Origin of the sequence: Paramixta manurensis (assembly GCF_013285385.1) — a bacterium.
In the GTDB taxonomy this organism is placed as follows: domain Bacteria; phylum Pseudomonadota; class Gammaproteobacteria; order Enterobacterales; family Enterobacteriaceae; genus Paramixta; species Paramixta manurensis.
Genome location: NZ_CP054213.1, coordinates 17562 through 35721 on the forward strand (window position 1 = coordinate 17562; position 18160 = coordinate 35721).

Below are 18160 nucleotides of genomic sequence, written 5' to 3' on the forward strand. Positions count from 1 at the left end.
TAAGTTTCAAAAAACAGCAATATCTCGCGCCACCTATTTCCGTCTTAACAGGCCTATCAGAAATGTATAAACCATCAAGAGAACAGTTTAAAGCCGAAATGAAGCGCAAGGGCTGGTCACGGAATGCACTGGCAGAACGCTGGGGTAAGTCAGAAACGTGGATTAGCAAAATCGTCAATGACGATGCCAGGGCACAGCAGTGGAACGATGCGCTGTCCGGGCTGCCAGATAAAAATGAACTATAAGACACTTTCTATTGCTTTTATGTGAATTATAGTTCATAATTAATTTTATTTATACGGACTCAAACGGAGTTAAATAATGAATGTTAAAGACGAAATTCAGGCAATGTATGATTTCTTTGTCGCTTACGCAGGTGATATTGACGGGTCAATGGCCAACATGAATCGTCAACAATTGCTTGAACATCTCGGAAGTTACATCAGTGGAGATGTCAATCTGGCTGACAGCTATGAAGCAGATGACATATTTATTGGGGTTACTGCTGCGGCCACAGGTATCCCTGAACATGATTTTCTGAGGTACGCGTTAAAATTCTTTGGGCATGAGAAATAAATTTTCAAGACTATGGTCTCTTAATCCCTTAAAAGTCATTGATATGGGAATTAACAAGAATGAATTTTGCTATCTACATCACAATGAAATCAGGGCATTGGATATTCCGGATATTGTAAAAGGTTTGCTGCTTTCACCGTTCCACATTAACAAGCGTAATGGCCACATTCAGGTGCCAACTGAGGTGTTCAGGGAGATGATTGATCTGATAACAATGTATGTTCAGGATCATGATCAAGAGGTAACGCTTAAACAAGGGACTGGCAATGAACAGACGATACCTTTAAATTTAATATAAACAATGAATTATCTTCTTAGCGTAGTTTTTCATCATTGGACCCTAAACCCCGATAGTTCATCGGAAACCGCAACAGAAACCCGGCAAGCGCTTGAATACGAGTTGAAAAAACATTAACAACGATGAGATAATATTATTTATTAAATTCGTAAGCACATAGATAACATGGGAATTACACTAATCAGCATTTCAAGTGGATTAATATTTGTCGTTTACTATTTCTTTATCGAGAGAGTCGCGCCAGCACTACGTGTGCTCGTCTTTATGTTCCTTATAGCTATCTTTAAATATTCCTTAGAATCAGGGATTCTTGTGAAATAGGTGCGTGCGCGGATTCTCAAAGAAGCTGAGGATCTGCAAAACAGGTATCAGGCCAGGGGCTCCTGACTGGCATCAGATTTAATGAGTGAGTCTGTAATGATTAAAATCCAAATTGATTTAAGTGAATGCTCCGACGAGGAAATGTTGAGCTTTAACAACTCACCATTATATAAAATGCTTTTCTCTGGTAGACCATTTATAGAATTTAAAAATGATGGCAACATCCATCTTGAAGTGAGAACTATCCCCCCTGAAATAGATGGAAAAACTGGGAAGCATATATTTAAAAATTAAGCAATGAGTCGGGTAAAAGGTTGAGTCCATCTCAACCCCATTCCAAGGTAGATCATTATTAGACCGTTGGTGGTGGCGGTAAGTGGATCACTTTTTCCCGTTGTTGACAGCGACATTTACGTAACAGAAATACCCGGCCTCCATGCCGGGCAGGCTAGTTGTTAATTTGCATTATTTTGATGTCGAATTTGCTGCAGTCATTAACAGTGCATATTCCGCTAAACCACAGTTCGCCATGAGGACCGACCATAATGCCAGTGTCCTTGAAAAATAAATCTGAGTACTTCTGATTCAGTATGATTTTTACCAGACTTTCGGTGAAAATTTTATCGTAATTCTTAATGAAAATCCGGCTGTCAGTAATATCAATTTCTTTGCGTCCGACTGTAACGGTGAGTGGGTAATCGACCATTGAAGCAACCGTTTCTTTATCTCTTTCTTCCACTGACTTCTGTAGTTTATTCAGAAAATCATGATATCGCTGATGTGAGTTAGCCCCCATAAGGGCATCCAGACGGGCATCGGTTTCCTGATGATTGGTGGCAAACACAGGGCCGGTTGCAAACAGGGTTAAAAGAAAAACCAGTGGTAAATTTTTGAGCATTCTATTCCTGCCTGAATGGAGCGGCTTCATCAAGCCTTCTTTTGTACAAAGGAGGTAATATCCGGGGTTTACCCGTTTTTCTGCCTTTTGCATCATGCTTAAAAACATAAATGTACTGCAGCATTTTGTTATATACAGCGTTCATATCGCCACGATCGGCGGCCTCCATAACTGCAGAAGGATTGGATACGTTGTAACTGAAGGAGACCAGTCCATCAAACCATTGCGCGTCAGCGCAAAGCCGGTCAGCAAGCCCGGTCGCCTGTGGCGGGCCGGTACCGGCGGGTTGTCTGAGCAGAATGATTTTTTTCGTCTGATGGCGGTGCCGGTCAGTGCAGGGGACATACACAGCCCCCGGAGTCAGCCGGGCTGACGCGAAGGGTTTGTCCGCCTTGTCGGGCCCCTCATCCCCGGCGTGAGAGGCATTTATCATCTGAGGACACGCCCCGGTGCGGCTTTTGATAAAGAGGGCCGGCAAATCAACGCGCCGGCTGTGCGGCTGAACGGAAACATGGCGGGGGTGGAGAAACGGTTTAACCGCTGTGGCTGGCGTGCGCCCGTCCGTGGGGCTTTCCTGACGCATCTGTACACGCTGACTGCCGTTCAGGAGACGGCTGACGGCGGCACATGAGAGGCCTTCCTGAGCGGTTATTTCCGGTCCGCTCCGGTTTACTGCCTTCGACGGGACCGGAGGGGCCACGGCCATTGTATGTCCGCCTGCCCGGTCGGCTTCCCGGGCCCTTTCCGTTACGGGACGGGGCGCTGAAACGGCTCTGGCCGTACTGACCGGCGCCTGCAGTCCCTTTCGCTGAAAACGGTAGCCGCAGCTGCGCGCCCGGGCGGCCCGTGTCAGCGCGTTCTGTACGTACAGCCAGAATTCCCGGCCGGTTATTTCAGGAACCGGATAGCCGGCCTTCTGCATGATTTTTTTGGCAATGCCCTCGCTTTTACTGCTGATAAGCGAAAACGCCCTGTTAATATCACCCTGCAGGGTCAGCATATTCAGTTCGTGAAATTCATTCATCCGTTTTCTCCGTTTTATAACGGTTATTATTATCGGAAATATAACGGGATACTTTAGTGGAAAGTTCTTAATTTTACTGGATTTTATAGTATTAAACGGCCTCTGATTTTATTAATTTCATGCGGCCTTTACTATTGCCGGTAATAGTAAAGGCATGAACAGAAGTCAGTCCGGATACAGAAAATTACCTCACAGCTGACGGGGAGGAAAAGCGGGCATATCAGCCCCTTCCGGATCGTCTGCAGCATCCCACTGCCACCACCGGCCGGCACCGTACTCACTGTCGTAAAAAGCCGTCTTGACCTGCTTACGCTGCAGGTATTCCGGTGTGTTCATCCCGAACACCTCCAGGGGCAGCGCCTCCGTTCCCGGCACGTCGGTCAGCACGAAGTCCGGGAAGACATCCTCCTCACCGTCGTAGCGCAGTGGTTTAATGAACGCGCGCTTTTCCTCCCACAGGCGCGCCTCAACCATGCCCTCATAGCGCGAGTCCAGCGGGATATAGCGCGGGCTGACGGTCATCAGCGCCGCATCGATGACCCTGCAGCTGCTGCGCGGTATGTTCCGGCCATCTTTCCGGATAAAAACGGTTTCCGGCGGCTCGGTTTCGCAGATAACCATCACTCTGGCCCCGCGGCGCCAGTCTGCCATTTCACGTGAAAAGCTCCGGGCAAGGCGCGCCCGGACGTCGTCAGGCAGCGCCAGCGCCGGAAAACCGGCAAACAGCCCCAGCGGAAGCGTGAACTGCAGCCGCTCAGCGGCCGCGTCATTCCAGGTGGCCAGTTGCGAAATCATAATGAGACGGCGGGACGCGCCGCCGGCACCTTTAACGGTCTGACGGTTTTGCGCGACCTGCGGCGAATCCTTCATGGCCATCAGCATCAGGGAGTGCTGCAGTGGTACCCGGCCGATACGGATACGCGCGGCCGTTTCGTTTAGCCGCCAGCTTACCCAGCCGGGATAGCGTTTCCTGCGGTCGAAGGCGGGATGCCAGACGTTGATGCCGGACTGTTCCCAGAGCAGGTGCAACAGCCCGAGCAGGCGCATCGAGGGCTGCCGGTGCCGCCTGCCCGTCACGCCCCGGGCCGGAGTTATCTCTTGCCTGGTTTCCGGGGCCTCTTTCTTCTGCAGGCCGGTCGGCAGGCGCACGACCAGATGCCCCCCGGGTGCCGCCTTTACCACGTCGTGCGTGTAAATAGCGGCCTGCCTTTCATCCGGCCAGACGGAGTAAAAGCGGCATTCCGGTGCGTGTTCGTGGCCGGAATAGGCCCACGACGCGAGCCAGCACTGGTCCGTTTTCTGTGAAAGGTGCACCTTCAGGCGCCGGCGGTGCGTATCTTCCTCCGGAGGCTGGCACAGGCAGGTCACCACCGTGGTGGTTTTGTTGTCGCGCGCGTGCTTCAGCCAGCGCTGCCACTGTTCCGGATTATCCGTCCGGAAGTCAGCACCGCACTCACGCGTGCCGCGCTGACCGGCAAACCGGACCGGATACGTTTTCTTTGTCGCCATGACCATTTCCTCCGGGTTCCACGTCAGGGAAAACAGTGCTGTTTAGTGAAGTAACTGATTGTTATATTTAAACATAATAGAAATGCTAACGCACTCAGAACGGTATATTTTTTAATCTGAACCGGCACTTAATGCACATGACTGCCCACCGGCCAGATTTTTCAGGCGGTCTCCTGCTCACAGGATTAAAATTCACGTTCATCGCCAGTCTTTTGATGCCGCGAAGCGGCATGAAGGCGCCAGCCGTTGCTGAAGAGAACGCTGATGCCTGCCGGCGCCGTGACCCGGCAAAGCCGGTTCCGGTCTGAAAGGTTTCACCGATGCCAGCCCCTTCCCTGCTAGGCCAGACCCGCTTAACGCGACTCAGGAGCTTCTGTGCGCCGTCGGAGTGGTCACGGCGAAGCCGTGGCGTATCTCCGCGTTAGCGGGCCATCAGGGCCGCTTACGGGCGTGTTTACTTAATATGCCGCGACATAACCCAAATCCACACAGAATTTTAGTTACAACACTCATTTAAAAGCGGCTCTGTTCCCGGCCTCTGGCCGGGGGCGGCGCGGCTTTTCAGTGGGTGAGGCGGGAGCGCACGGGTGAGGTGTTTACCGGTAAGTTTTTGCGTGGTTTCTTGCGTGTTGTAACTAAAGTTTTATGGGCCCGCCATGAGGCGGGAGCAACCTCAGCCACGTAGTGGCCGTCCGAACCGGCGCGGACGTGAGTCCGCTGCGGGGGCGGTCATTCTTCTGCGCCTGTCCACAGGTCAGGCGGCGAACAGGTTATTTATTTATAAGAATGTAATGACAGATATTTAAAAGAGGTACTGAGCAGGTATTTAAAAGGAATCACGCACCTTGAAAAAACAGCGCCTGGCGGCCTGTAAACAGTACGGGTGTAACCTTATGGAAAGGTCCCTTGCAGTTAATTGTGGAAAACTGAATTCACCCCGGAAAAACAGGCGAACCGGTATGATTTCCGTCCGGTCTGACGGAAGAGAAAAGCGGATGAGTATGGGGAGAGAGACTGCGGCGCTCAGATAATAAGCAGAGGTAAATGACGGGCGTGAGTAATCCTCCGGCGCCAGCCGGATTGTTGAAAAAGGAGGGTCAGGTGGTCGCGGGAGCCAGCCGCGTATAGTTGTTGCCGCGCGACATCAGCATGCGCTCTTTCACGCGACGGTCCAGCTCACGCTTCATGGCATCAAGGCCGCCGGTAAAGCGTCCGCTGGCGTATTCCCGCGTCAGCTGCTGCTTAACCAGCGTCACAATATCCCTGCGGGTTCTCTCCGCGTCCCGCCGCGCACGCGCGCGTTTCAGCCCGTGCGACTTGCGCTCCGTCTGGTAGCTGCGGAACCGCTCGCGCACAAACCGCCAGGCTTTTGCTATCAGCTCGTCCATTTCCAGCGGCATCAGGCCCTGCTTTTTGCGCTGCTGGTTTTCCCATTCCACCCGGCTGCGGCGGGCGGCCACCACGGCCACGTCAGAGACGTCGAGCGCGGAGAACAGGGCTGGCGTGAAGGTGATATCTGTCGGGATGTTGCAGCCGATCTGCGGATCATACTCGGTCTGGTAGGTAATCAGCCCCAGCTCAGCCAAAAACTTCAGCGCCCGCGTGGCGCGGGTGATGGAGAGGTTGCCTTTTTTCGACTCGGTGGCCAGACCGCATTCGATGGCCAGATTGGTGATGGAGCGCTGAATACGGTTAGCCAGCGGGTCATAGTGGAAACACAGTCCCTGCAGCAGCGCATCAATGGCGCGGCGGCGCAGTAACGGTGGCATACGGTGACGCTTACCCAGCGAACGAACGAACGCGACGTGGACGGAAAAGTCAAAACGGGACGTGAAGCCTTCGGCTTTCGCCATCAGCTTACGGCAGAACGGCAGGGTCCTCTTCCCTTCACGTGGCGTGAATTGCGGATTAGGATTTTTTACCTGCCGGTAAAATGATGTGTTTTCAGTAAGTTGTTCAGTCACGCCTTCCTGCGCTTATGTTGCACAGAAGGAGTACGCACAGAAGGTATTGCAGTTTTCCGGGCATGAATCTATACTCCCCGCATAGAGCAACAGCTTCTATGCAGATTCAGTGAGCCCCGTTAGTCTTTCCTCGTCGCCAAACTCTGGAAGATTATCGGGGTTTTCTTTTTTCTGGTCTTCGCTAATCAGCCAACCAGACTCTCTGCCACCTTATGGCGTGGCCCGCCAGAATGTTTTACGGTTTGCAATCTATCACTTCAAACGACAGACGACAAGAAAGTAATACCGTTACTTATTTATCGCTCTCATCAAAGGCTTGCTGCAACACGCGTTCAATATACTCAGCCTGAGTTAAACCTTCTTTCTCGCACTCAATCAGAAGCCTGTCTTTAATCGGATTCCGTACGAAAATCTTGAGTTCTTTATGTGTAAGCTTTTTTCTGGCCACAGCCGCCTGCTGCTTTTCAGATGCGCTTAAAGGATTGCCTTTACGATACGGGCGTTTAGATCCTGATGAGGTAGTGACTGCTGTAACTGATTGCGACATCTCTGCCTCCTCCACTAAATTCAGACTGAATTTCGCAGAGAATACTACAGATTCATGAAATCAGCGACTTAACTTTACGCGAAAGTGTGAGCCATGTTGGCGCATGGCTCATCGTGCCGGGTGTAAGTTGTCGATCAAATGGCGGCGGAATTAGTATGAAAAATGCCAGCCAAAAAGAGGGATTTTCGGGAGAGTCACTATGTCAGGAAACTCGATTATCAGTGGCTTCACAGTACCTGCAGATAGTTGCAAGCCTCGCCTGCAATACCATTAATTCTGTCGCGATATGCACTGGTGCTTGTATAAGCCTTATCTGTCATAAGCTCTTTAAGAAGCGCTACGTACTCATTATTGTCACTTACTATATTTTTTATTTGCCGCTCAGAGAGTGAAGACCCGCAGTTGGCTTTCGATGAATTATTGATATCTTCAGCCAGCTTTCCCATTTCGGGGGAAACCGTTGTGAGATGTTTAATAAAATTTTGCGCGCCTGAATCACCAGGAATTCGCTCCGTTTTAACTGATGAGGCAAATGTCAGCCCGCTGAACAACAGACAGCTGGCGGTAATTACAGGAAGAAGGATTTTGTTATTTTTCATACGATCTCTTAACTGGATTGATTAAAAACCCCGGGAAGGACGTGCCACTGAAGCAAGGTGCGGTGTCAGCGTATTAATGCGGCTCAGGTTTGCTTTTAACAGGCAACGGTCGGGGCGTTCAGGCTGAGGCGTACCGCAGCGGAGCGAGGAACGAACAGCCTGAGCGAACCGGCCGTTTAAGGGGTTAAGGTTTTATCGCTGCGCACCCTCAGCCAGACGGTAGCACTGAGGTTGAGGAACAGATTTCACCCGGCGAACCGGGCTTTTTTTACTTGCCTGCCGCCCGGTCAATCGCCTGCTGCATCACGTCAGCGCTGACCACGCCCGGAATGACGGTCGTGTTTTTCGCCGTTGGCCCCTCTGCCGGCATCACGATAATACCGGGCGTTCCTTCCAGACCCAGCATCTGCGCCAGCGCGTCATTACCGGCGATCAGCTGGTCTGACTGGTCACGCTTACCCGCATCTTCTGCCGCCGCGCCCGCAGACTTCGCCACTTTTTCGATGTCCGCGCCGGTCAGCTTTCCTTCGTTCTGTGCAACCGGATAGACGTGGTAGATGCCGTTATGGTAGGCCATGTACGCATCCGCGCCCTTCTGTCGCCAGATATCCAGGCCCCGCCGGGAAGCCTGCGTGGATTCGGGAAAACGAGAGGCGAAAATGGTCCAGTCGCGAAACGCAAAGCGCACGTCCGGGTTTCTGGCCATAACCTGCTCCATGTTTGGCGCCATCATGCTGCAGGCGCTGCACTCATAGTCGAAGAACTCGGTCACGATGACTTTCGCGTTCGCCGGTCCTTTCACCGGCACGCCATCCAGTTGCATCAGCAGCCGGTGTCCGTGCAGTGCAGCGTTAGTCAGTGCGCCTGCTTTCCGCTCCGCCTGCTGCGCCTGTAGCTTCTGGCTTACTTCAATCAGCACCTCCGGATGCGCCACCAGGTAATCGGCAGCAATCTTTCCAATCCGGGCCTGCTGGGCGGGGGTAAAGTCTTCGTCGCCGGCCGCAAACGCATTCATTGCGGCAAAGCCGGTGCTGAAGGCCAGTACGAAGGCGCCCACATTGCGAATTTTTTTCATAATAGTTTCCGTTTGCCGGCGAAGGCCGGCGTATCTGAGAATGCCTGACGCTGTTAGCGCAGGCGATAATATTAACGTTCTTTCTGAATGTCTCTGACCCTGTCCGGCAGCGGCATATCCCGCTCCGGCTCACGTCCGCGGGACGCTTCCGGCAACCGGGGTACGCCCTGCCGCTCAAGCGCCCGCGCGGCGCTGGCCAGCCCCTGCTCTGAGAGATCCTGCTGCTGTGCTTTTGATGAAAGCCTTTCAGCACGCTGTTCTTCCTGAATCTGCCTCAGCACGGATACCGGAACATCAGAACCGGCCGGTATCTCAGCAGGCAGACGTACGCCAGCCGGTAGCGGGTTCGCCGACAGCGCACTGACCACCGAATGCAGAACGGCATCGTCAGGCAGGCCGGCATTTTTCGCCAGGGCATGGGAGGCGAGACGCACCAGGGCAGTATAGTCCGGGACGTTCTCTCCGGGGAGCGAAGGCACCTTCTCCTTCATGGCCTCAGCAATGCGCGCCGCCATCCGGTCAGAAAGCACCGACCGTTCCTTGTCCGACGAGTCCGGCAGTGTTACAGGCGACTCTGTACCGAGTTTGTTCGCCACCTCCCGTGCGGCAATGAGCGCGGATTTATTCTCCTGTTCCGGCACATCCGGGGGCAGGATACGTAAAAACGCCTGCAGCTCGGTCTGAACCAGATGAAGCAGCGTGGCATCCGGTCGCCGGCTCTTGTCCGGCAGACCGCCCGCGACCTTAAGCAACTGCGCTGAAGGCGTTCGGGCCCCCGTCAGCAGCAGGACGCCGGCGTCCGGGTTCGCGCGCGCGGCGTCAAGGGCCTGAGCCATATCGCTGACAATCACCGTTTCGCCGCTGCGGCTTTTCTGCAAAACAGCCGCCTGCCCGCCCGGCGTCATCATATGCCTGACCTCACCGGCTCTTATCCTGCCGGTTTCCGGCTGCAGCGGCAGCATGGCCAGCCCCGCCGTTTTACCGTTTCCGTCATACACCGGCAGCGCCAGGTGAGCGTCAGGAAACTTTCTCGTCGGAGGGATAACCCGGGCAGGTACAGCACTGTTCCCGAGTCCCTGTTCACGCAAAAACGTCCGGCCAATCGCCGTTCTGGCCAGCGGCTGTCCCATTGCCCATATTTGCCGGGCCTGCGCTCTCTCGGGTTCAGGGTGAATGGCATCGTGGGCAGTGACGGGCCCCTTATCCCGCTCTTTCAGCGTATCCATCCAGTCATTCACGCCATCGGTGACGACCTGAACATGGTCCCGGGCGCGCGAGGCGTTGATATAAAAGGCCCGCATACCACTCATGCGTTTACGCGCGCCTTCCGTGCCTTCCAGGACGATGTCGTAGTTTGCGCTGGCGCCCTGACCGCCGTATCCGGTCACCGCCCAGGCATAATCGACGTGGCGGTCGGCGGTCACGGTGAGCGGATCGATCGTTTTGCTTCCGTCCCGGTTTTTCAGCACGATTTCGCCGTTGTCGCGCAGTTGCTCGACACGGTACTGCTCGTGGGCTGCGTGTCCGGCCAGCTTCTGCGTTTTGGTCATCCGCACCTGGTCGCCTTCGCGGAGCTCTATCTCCCGGCGGTCAAACACCTCGATTTCGGTGGCATTCAGCTCCTGCGGCGAGTAGTAATGTATCCGTCCCGCCTCATCCCGCAGCAGTACCCTGTCTCCCCCCTTATCGATGCCGGTAACGCTGAGATAGCGATCGTTCGCCTGGACAACCTGACCGGGTTTCCAGTCCTGAATGCGGTTAAAGTCGTGGCGCCCGCCGGTGATGCGCTCAAGTACGGGAATGATTACCGCCTTTTGGCCCAGTTCCCGGCTTTCCACCATCGCCCGATGGATGCCACTGTTGACAGCCCGGCGGTCCGCGTTAAGTTGGACCAGTATCATGGTCTGTTCCCGGGCCGCATCCGTCCGGCTCATATAATCCGCCACAATAAAGCTGACCGGATCTTTCGTTTCAGCCACCGATTTCGCCGGCGCAACCGTCCCCGGCCTGCGGGGAACGGTCAGCGGTGAAACGCTGCTGATTTTTTCCAGCGCGGCGCCCGCCTTGTTCTCAATCACGCTGTAGACCGCTGATTTCAGGTTTGCATCGCGCTGACGAACAATTTCCTTCATCACGGCCACATCGATCGGGCTGCGCTCCTGCATCAGCTGGAAGGGCGCGCCGCTTTCAGGTGACTCCAGCTGCGCGACGTCGCCAACCGGCACGGCTCGCCCGTCGCCTGCCGTGATGGCCCGGTAGGCCGCGGCGGTATCCTGGTTACCGATCATGGAGGATTCATCGATTAGAAACAGGGTCCTGTCATAGCGCACCGTTTCGCCGGCTGCGGTGCGCTGCTGCCAGTCCGTCACGAAAGATTTCAGCGTTTGCGCCTCGATGCCGTTATCGCGCATCTCCTTTACCGCCCGGTGCGTGGGGGCAAGACCGATAATGACCGGCCTGTCTCCCTCCGGTAACGTGTCGATAGCCGCCTGAACGGCGCGGAACTGCGTGGTTTTACCGGTTCCCGCATACCCCTGAACCGCCGTAAAACGGTCGGTGCTTTGCAGGATCAGTGAGGTGGCCACCTTCTGTCCCTGCGTCAGGCCGTCCAGCAGAGCCGGCGCGATATTCGCCATCAGCGGCGTCTGCGTGTTTTTTCCGTCCGTGATGGCCGCAACAATTTCTTTCTCCATCTCCCAGGTGGCGCGGGCGACAAATCGTGGCTCGCCCTTCACCCTGACCGGGATCAGGTCGCCCTCTTTCACCTGACGGGCCACCTCCAGGCGCAGGGCGCCGACATTACTGATGAAGCCACCTGCAATATCCAGCAGCTTCGCCTCTGAGAAAGATACGTCCCGCATCTGCGCAATGCTTCGTGTGACGGCTTTCTGTGTGTCCGTCAGCAGTGCTGCGTTAAGCGTGTTCAGTGCTTCTCCGGCGTCGTCTTTACCGCTGGCCTGCTGTACCAGGGCAAGCGGTGAACGCCCCGTTCGCATCCGGGCGAGTTTATCTTCGGCCCGGTGCAGGGCTTCACCGGTAAAGATCTCAGCCTGGCTGCCTGACTGTGCCAGCGCGTTCATCATGTTAGAGGACAGGTCACGGCCATTCAGGCTGGCCAGTACGGTCCCCTGCTCATTATCACGGGCGCCTGGGGCGCTGACGTACCCGTGTGTCACGTACAGCGGGCGATCGGCGCGGACCGTCAGGGGGTGCTTCTGTCCTTCACGTGTCAGGGTCAGCTCACCGTTTTCGACCGCCGTCACCGTCAGGCGATCGCGGGCCCGGAGGCCTGCCTGCTTATCCCCCGCCACCGCAAACAGCCGCTCACCCGGCGCCACGCTAAGCTTTTCCTGCGTAAACGCGCGCCAGTCCCCGTTTAGTGCGCTCAGCTTTACGCGGGAAAGCACACCGTCGCTGTCTATGAGCGACAGCATGCGTGTGTCGTCATGGACACGGTCAACAATATAATGGCGGGTTTCATTTTTCTCCGAACGGTCTTCCAGCACCATCCCCGGGCGGTAAGAGGACGCAAGTTTGCGTTCCTTTGCCGTAATGAATACCGGCGTGCGCGCCTCGATGACAACCCCCTCCCTGTCAAGCTTTCCGGCGTTCTGCAGCGCGTCGCGAATGATGCCGGTCAGCTGTTGCTGCTCGCGGGCCCCCACAACAGCGGCAGTGACCGGGTTATCAGGGCTGCTCAGTTCGGCAAACCGTTCCGCCAGGGCATGATAGCGATCGCGTTTGTCCGTAATACTGATAACTCTGGCCTCAAGCCCTGCTGAGGGTTCCGTCAGACCATGACGCGGCACGCCTGACGTCGACAGAACGGAAAGGGCGTTCGCATTAGACTGCCGCCCGGCGCTGTCCAGGAACAAGAGCTGCGCATTCTTTTCCCGTGCCTCACCGGTCAGGACGAGCATCTCTTTCAACCCCAGCTTTTCCGCGCCTTCAATGATGAGCGTACTCTGGGGAGACAGGCTGAACGTGCTGTCCAGCACGCGGCTGCGCTGAAGAATATTGCCCTTCAGTATTTTCGATTTCTCAAGGCTCATCGCGCGCTCTACTGAACTGGCCAGCACCCTGACTTCCCGCCCCGCCTTGCGTGACATTGTCACCAGTTCCTCCGTCGTTTCACGCAGGCGCTGGACGGATGCCGGCGCGTTCAGGATGGCAATCGGTTCGTGCTCTGCCGATTTAAGATGTGCCGGCGCCGCGTCTGCGGGCGAACGGAACCGGATAACCCGGTTTTCCTTAACGATATCTGCGGCCAGCGCCTGAACCGAAAGCTCGTCAAGTAAATGAATGCCCGACGTGAATACGCCTTTATCACCGTCGAGAGGCACAAGCAGGTTCTCACTGATGGCCTGGTCAATCGCGCGCCGCAACGCCGGAATGGTATGCTGCTCACTGCCGGCATGGTGTGCCGTCATCAGTAAATCACCGTACGTAAAACGCGTGCGGCTGTCGCTCAGAACGGAAATCGCTTCACGGACCGTGTCAATGATGTCCGCCGGCGAGGGAGACTCGTCCCCGGAGATAATGCGCGTGGCTTCGCGTGCCCGCGCCGCCTGCATCACCCCGTCAATATCAAAACCGGTTCCTTCCATCTGCCGTTGCCAGCGCGCCTGAAGGCGCGAGCGACCGTCCGTCGTTTCAGGTTTAACAATCGGCTGCTCCTGCTCCGGCACCGCCGGGGAGCCGGGTAATTGTTCCTGTAACGCCCCGCCCGGCTCACCGTTTTCAGGCGTCTTTTCATTATGACTGGCATCGGTCTGCCGGTGCTCCGTTTCCGGCAGTGCCGGAGACGCGGGGACAGGCTCACGCGGCTCCCGGCTTTCCGGAAGTCGTGGTGAACCGGAAGGCGCTGACACCGTCTTCTCAGGTGAAGAAACCACCGGTTCATCGGAGTCTCTGAGACGGCTGATATCCTGTTTACGCTGGCGCGTATCGAGGGCGGCCACGTCACGGCTTTTCAGCGAGGCCTCTTCGCCGACCTGTCCGATAATTTCCCGGTGGCGCGATGAAAACTCATCAAGCACTTCTTCTGTGAAACCTTTGATCTCCCACAGCTCATGCCTGCCGCCGGTGAGTTCGGTCTCGTAACCCAGCGCCTCGGTTTTACTCTTAAGCGAGTTACGATAGATTTTTCCGAACGAAACCTGGTGGCGATACATGGTTTCGATAAACCCGGCCCCGTGGATATAGTCGGTAGCCAGTGCCTTCCACTTCCCCTCCAGTTCAGTTACGTTCGCCAGCACGGCGTGGGTATGGATCATGGGATCGAGATTACGTGACGTATCGTGAGTGAAAAGCGCCGCCACCATTTTTCCTGTCGGCACAATACTGGTGACGCCATCTTTCGTATCCCGTGCGGTGACCATTTGTTCGATAACTGACAGTGTTTCTTTTACCGCTTCATGGTGCGCCTCCAGCAGACGTTTATCGCCGCCGGCCAGGATAAGCAGTGAAATGCTTTTAGGTGCGGAGAAGGTAAAGTCGTGCCCCGGACGGTGTACGTGACTACCCTGAACGTCTTTACCCAGCTCAGTGCCGTCAGGCAGCCTGCCGTGAAGAACGTTAGTGAACGTATCCAGGTCAACCGGACCTTCCAGACCCAGTTCACGCGCGCCCTCGCCGAGCCACTGGCTTTCCAGATCGTCGAGAAAATAATAGTTGTCCTTACTGCTGTAATAACCGGCAGCGTCTGAGGCGGACGCCACGGGAGCAACAGTCATCATCGTTCGTATCCTCCGGGTTCATGATGGTCGCCTGGCGCCTCATACGCCTCATGGTCATGGCGATGGCGCAGGATGTTCTGTTCTTCGTCAGCCATACGCTGCGAGGCCATGCCGTACTGCTCCGCATAAGCCTCTTCGCGGCTTTCCGGCGCGGTTTTCTGCGCCCCTGCCGTGCGCAGCGTGAGCTCGCCGTCCTCACCGGCAGTCACTTCCATCTGCAGCTGCGGGGGTTCACCCGGCGCATCAGCCACGCCCTCACCGGAGCCGGCGTTCGCCGCCGCGGTCTGACGTTTAAAGCGGTTAAGCATCTCAAGCGCATTCATGCCGCTGCCGGCTGATTTCACCGGCGGCGTGACGGCGTTTGCCAGCGGTTGCTCCTGTGTCACGGGCGCGTTCGCTCTCTCTGCAGACGGGGAAGTTTCCGGCGCAGCCACCGGTTTCCCGGCCGGCGACGCACGCTCAGTCTGATCCGGGCGTTTGAACGCCCGGACGTTCGCGGGAAGCGGCTGTGGTCCGGTTTCTGACGCGCCGGTTTTCCCGACCGGGGCTGGCGGGGTATCGGGCACGGAAGGTTGTGCCTTTTTTACTGCCTGTGCGGCATCCGGTTTCATCGCGGCGTCACCGGAGGTGCCTGCCCGGGAATTAAACGTCGTCGGCGGCACGGCGGGCTGGCTGGCGCTGACGTTTGCTGGGGAGGCATCCGCGCTTTTCTCCAGAATTTCCTCCCCGGTAGGAAAACGGATACCGGCATTTGTGGCGCTGCGTTCGTTGCCGGCGATGATGCGCTCCAGCTCCGGACTCAGGTTGTCGCGAAAATCGCGCTCGACGAGGGCCGGGTGATATTTTTTCTGCTTCCGGTACTTCAGGCTCAGCTTCACCACTGGATATTCGCCCGGGAGACGCACGTAAAAACGCAGGTTCGGCATCTTCATTACTTGGTCATAATCGACGATCGGCTCATTGACCTTGTCCCGGCTGAGCGAGATACCGTCACGGATCTGGTCGAGGCCAAAGCTGTTCTGCTCGCGCGCCTCACGCCGGCGCTGATGGCCCAGTTCGTCTTCCACTATTTTGGCTACCTCGGCGCTTGGGGAACGGCCATAGGCGCGGGTGTTGAGAAGGTCAAAAATGGCTTTGGCCATCTCGCGACCGTAGATGTGCACCAGTTGCGGGATGTTCTGGATGCCCAGCACGAAGCAGCCGCCGAACTTACGCGCTTCGGCCAGCGTTTCGTTCAGCTCCGGGATTTTCTGCAGGCTGGCTATCTCATCGCCGACGAACCATACACGCCGGTCGCTGTTCTCACCCATGCTCTGCAGGAGCAGCGTGGCCAGTGACAGCCACATGGAAATAAGCGGACGCACGGCTTTGCGGTGCCGGGCCGTCGTGGAAATGAACAGCCAGCTGCTGTCGTACCGTGCGTCGGTCATCCACTCCCGGATGCTGAACGCCGGTTTGCCTTCCTTATCCAGCCCCTGCAGGTAGCGAAGCGACTTGGCGTAGTTGGTCAGCACCGAACGGATGGAGATGGCCGTCTTTTCGATTTTCTCCTCAACCAGGTTGGCCGAAGGGGTGTTCTTCAGAAACTCGCGCAGGCTTTTCAGGTCGATGGAGAGCAGGGTCTTCAGGAACGTTTCAATGCTCCTGTCCGGGCGGGCCGCAAACTGCATGGCACCGTCGCTGAAGATGGTACGTGAGGACGACACCCAGAACGGGTCAGAGTCCCCTTCCACCGGCATCAGCGCCGCCGTCATGTTTTCGTAATCGACCACATCCAGGCATTCACGCCAGAGCTCCCAGTTCTCACAACGACTGTCGTGAGGATTAAGGATCCTGTCGGTACGCGGGTTGTAGTGCGTTTCGATAAAGGTACCGCCCGAGTCGTAGATAATGGCGCGGTCACCACGATGGCGGATGTAGTCCAGCAGCCAGCGGATAAGCGTGGATTTACCGACGCCGATGGTGCCGTGGATGAGAAAATTCATGACCTCGGCATTCCTGACCATGTGCAGGCCGCCAATCTGCAGATCGGACTTCTCGCCAGCCTTTTTCAGCAGGCGATTCACTTCGCGCAGATCATCGGTCAGCTTCATCCCGGAGATGAACTCGTCTTCGCTTTCTTTTTTGCCGATGCGCCCCACGTACCAGGTCACACCTAAAAACAACAGGCCACATGTCAGCCCGCAAGCGATGGCAATAAAACGCAGCCTGAGCAGGAACTGGCGTCCCATGTCCTGCATCCACACATTGGTCAGTAACTGAGCCGGTGTCAGCCTGATGCTGCAGAGCGGCCCTGACGCATTGCAGTGCCAGAAGATATCCCATGTGGCACTTTCCGTTCCCGGCGCAATGCCCAGCAGTGAGGACGTGGGCCAGGCGCACCAGTACCAGAACCCGTTTCGCAGCACATCATCCGGCGTGGTGATCCAGAAAAGCACACACGTGGCGCCCAGAAACAGCAGTAAAAGCCAGTGAAATATCCAGTTGTTAACTTGGGCAAACATGCGCAGACGGTAGGCCGTTATCTGGCCCCCCTGCGTCAGAAATTTGGGTATAAAGCTCATGTGTTGCTCCGGAAGACGTGCAGGCGCAGCCCGCCCCGTAGGGGGCAGGCTGTACATCGCGGGAAAAGGAACAGGGCTGCGGCGCAGCCCGCTTGGGTTACTTAACGGGGAGGGCTGGAGACGAACGACACAGTTACCGACCCGAACTGAGGGACATCATTGTGGATGCGGTAGATTCTCTCGTGACAGGGAGCTGACCTGCCGACACGTCCATTTCGTCCCGGTGGGTTACATCATTCCGGCGACTGATTTCGCCAGCTGTGCTTCCAGTACCGGCTTCGCCTCTTCAAATTTCAGGTTAACCTTGTTGGCATTTGATACCACGCGTGTCTGGTATTTCATGCGGTCGCCCTGCTCGCTGCTGGTCTGCAGTTTGACGCCGGAACTTCCCTGCTGCAGCGCCGCGACATTGTCGGTGGTTACTGCTGCTTTGGTACGTTCGGAGATTTGCAGATCGGTCACCATTGTATAATTCACATCTTCGACCATTGAATCTGCTGCCAGCCCAATAAGCCCCGCCGCCAGACCAACGCCCAGTGTCGCGCCGGCAGAATTGCTGTTGTAAGCGGTAATTCCCGCACCCAGCGCAGCACCTGTCGCTGCGCCCTCATAACCCGTTGAGAGAAACCCCTGAGACTGGCGCAGGTCCATTTTATCCGCCCTGAGAACGTTAGCCTGTATCCAGTACCAGGCGGCATCCGGAGAGGCCGTGATGGTATACCCTTTAGCCGTGAGATCCTGTGCGAGCATGGTTTGCAGGTCGCTCATATCCTTATCGGATGTATTCCGCACCTGTAGAAAAACGGTTTTTTCACTGGAAGGTTCAAGCCAGACGGTCTGGCTCATCTGGGTTTTTACATCAAGGTTGCGTTTTTTGATTGCGGTACCCACTGCGCTACATCCGGAAAGCACCAGACATGAAGCAGCCACAGCCGCCACAAAAGTTTTGCGGTTTTTCAATTGCTGTATCCTTGTCAAATAAAAAGCGGGGCAGGCGCGCCCCGAAGCACATGCGTTTAACTTAATGAATCAGGAGGGAAAACCCTT

At 55.9% G+C, this 18160-nt stretch carries 14 protein-coding genes; 3 read left to right on the forward strand and 11 right to left on the reverse strand.

From position 1 onward, the window contains the following. Window positions 1-62: 62 nt before the first annotated feature. The 3 genes from PMPD1_RS22230 (at window position 63) to PMPD1_RS22240 (ending at window position 1489) form a co-directional block, all read left to right on the forward strand. A complete protein-coding gene (locus tag PMPD1_RS22230; protein ID WP_173636332.1) occupies window positions 63-245 on the forward strand; it encodes a helix-turn-helix domain-containing protein in 183 nt (60 codons plus the stop codon). Between the two features lie 76 nt (window positions 246-321). Beyond that, window positions 322-576: a hypothetical protein gene (locus PMPD1_RS22235; RefSeq protein ID WP_173636333.1), complete on the forward strand. Its 255-nt coding sequence runs from the start codon at window positions 322-324 to the stop codon at window positions 574-576. A gap of 700 nt (window positions 577-1276) precedes the next feature. Beyond that, window positions 1277-1489 (forward strand): hypothetical protein, encoded by a 213-nt coding sequence (locus tag PMPD1_RS22240; protein ID WP_173636334.1) that lies wholly within the window; start codon window positions 1277-1279, stop codon window positions 1487-1489. A 154-nt stretch (window positions 1490-1643) separates the two neighbouring features. Here the strand turns inward: PMPD1_RS22240 and PMPD1_RS22245 are convergent, their stop codons facing one another. From PMPD1_RS22245 to traT, 11 genes are all read right to left on the reverse strand, one after another. After that, window positions 1644-2093 (reverse strand): hypothetical protein, encoded by a 450-nt coding sequence (locus PMPD1_RS22245; protein WP_173636335.1) that lies wholly within the window; start codon window positions 2091-2093, stop codon window positions 1644-1646. Window position 2094: 1 nt separating this feature from the next. Then, on the reverse strand, window positions 2095-3117 hold the full coding sequence (locus tag PMPD1_RS22250; protein WP_173636336.1) for a lysozyme family protein: 1023 nt from the start codon (window positions 3115-3117) through the stop codon (window positions 2095-2097). A 189-nt stretch (window positions 3118-3306) separates the two neighbouring features. Further along, entirely contained in the window at window positions 3307-4626 is a 1320-nt protein-coding gene (locus PMPD1_RS22255) for a DUF1173 family protein (protein WP_173636337.1), read from the reverse strand. A gap of 1097 nt (window positions 4627-5723) precedes the next feature. Next, window positions 5724-6590 (reverse strand): incFII family plasmid replication initiator RepA, encoded by an 867-nt coding sequence (gene repA / locus PMPD1_RS22260; protein ID WP_173636338.1) that lies wholly within the window; start codon window positions 6588-6590, stop codon window positions 5724-5726. Beyond that, window positions 6583-6654: a RepA leader peptide Tap gene (gene tap, locus PMPD1_RS22265; RefSeq protein WP_072034413.1), complete on the reverse strand. Its 72-nt coding sequence runs from the start codon at window positions 6652-6654 to the stop codon at window positions 6583-6585. The genes repA (PMPD1_RS22260) and tap overlap by 8 nt, the downstream gene beginning before the upstream one ends. Before the next feature lie 228 nt (window positions 6655-6882). Further along, entirely contained in the window at window positions 6883-7137 is a 255-nt protein-coding gene (gene repA, locus PMPD1_RS22270; RefSeq protein WP_173636339.1) for a replication regulatory protein RepA, read from the reverse strand. 227 nt (window positions 7138-7364) lie between these two features. After that, entirely contained in the window at window positions 7365-7736 is a 372-nt protein-coding gene (locus tag PMPD1_RS22275) for a hypothetical protein (protein WP_173636340.1), read from the reverse strand. A 268-nt stretch (window positions 7737-8004) separates the two neighbouring features. Continuing rightward, complete coding sequence (locus PMPD1_RS22280) at window positions 8005-8811, reverse strand: DsbA family protein (protein ID WP_173636341.1); 807 nt, start codon at window positions 8809-8811, stop codon at window positions 8005-8007. A 71-nt stretch (window positions 8812-8882) separates the two neighbouring features. Beyond that, window positions 8883-14549: a conjugative transfer relaxase/helicase TraI gene (gene traI, locus PMPD1_RS22285; RefSeq protein WP_173636342.1), complete on the reverse strand. Its 5667-nt coding sequence runs from the start codon at window positions 14547-14549 to the stop codon at window positions 8883-8885. After that, window positions 14546-17113: a type IV conjugative transfer system coupling protein TraD gene (traD, locus tag PMPD1_RS22290; RefSeq protein WP_173636343.1), complete on the reverse strand. Its 2568-nt coding sequence runs from the start codon at window positions 17111-17113 to the stop codon at window positions 14546-14548. The genes traI and traD overlap by 4 nt, the downstream gene beginning before the upstream one ends. Window positions 17114-17341: 228 nt before the next feature. Continuing rightward, on the reverse strand, window positions 17342-18073 hold the full coding sequence (traT, locus tag PMPD1_RS22295; RefSeq protein ID WP_173636344.1) for a complement resistance protein TraT: 732 nt from the start codon (window positions 18071-18073) through the stop codon (window positions 17342-17344). Between the last annotated feature and the right edge of the window lie 87 nt (window positions 18074-18160).

Bases quoted from the DNA above. Each gene is read 5' to 3' on its own strand.
- PMPD1_RS22230 (WP_173636332.1), top strand. From the start codon at position 63: ATGTATAAACCATCAAGAGAACAGTTTAAAGCCGAAATGAAGCGCAAG.
- PMPD1_RS22235 (WP_173636333.1), top strand. From the start codon at position 322: ATGAATGTTAAAGACGAAATTCAGGCAATGTATGATTTCTTTGTCGCT.
- PMPD1_RS22240 (WP_173636334.1), top strand. From the start codon at position 1,277: ATGAGTGAGTCTGTAATGATTAAAATCCAAATTGATTTAAGTGAATGC.
- PMPD1_RS22245 (WP_173636335.1), bottom strand. From the start codon at position 2,093: ATGCTCAAAAATTTACCACTGGTTTTTCTTTTAACCCTGTTTGCAACC.
- PMPD1_RS22250 (WP_173636336.1), bottom strand. From the start codon at position 3,117: ATGAATGAATTTCACGAACTGAATATGCTGACCCTGCAGGGTGATATT.
- PMPD1_RS22255 (WP_173636337.1), bottom strand. From the start codon at position 4,626: ATGGCGACAAAGAAAACGTATCCGGTCCGGTTTGCCGGTCAGCGCGGC.
- repA (WP_173636339.1), bottom strand. From the start codon at position 7,137: ATGTCGCAATCAGTTACAGCAGTCACTACCTCATCAGGATCTAAACGC.
- PMPD1_RS22275 (WP_173636340.1), bottom strand. From the start codon at position 7,736: ATGAAAAATAACAAAATCCTTCTTCCTGTAATTACCGCCAGCTGTCTG.
- PMPD1_RS22280 (WP_173636341.1), bottom strand. From the start codon at position 8,811: ATGAAAAAAATTCGCAATGTGGGCGCCTTCGTACTGGCCTTCAGCACC.
- traI (WP_173636342.1), bottom strand. From the start codon at position 14,549: ATGATGACTGTTGCTCCCGTGGCGTCCGCCTCAGACGCTGCCGGTTAT.
- traD (WP_173636343.1), bottom strand. From the start codon at position 17,113: ATGAGCTTTATACCCAAATTTCTGACGCAGGGGGGCCAGATAACGGCC.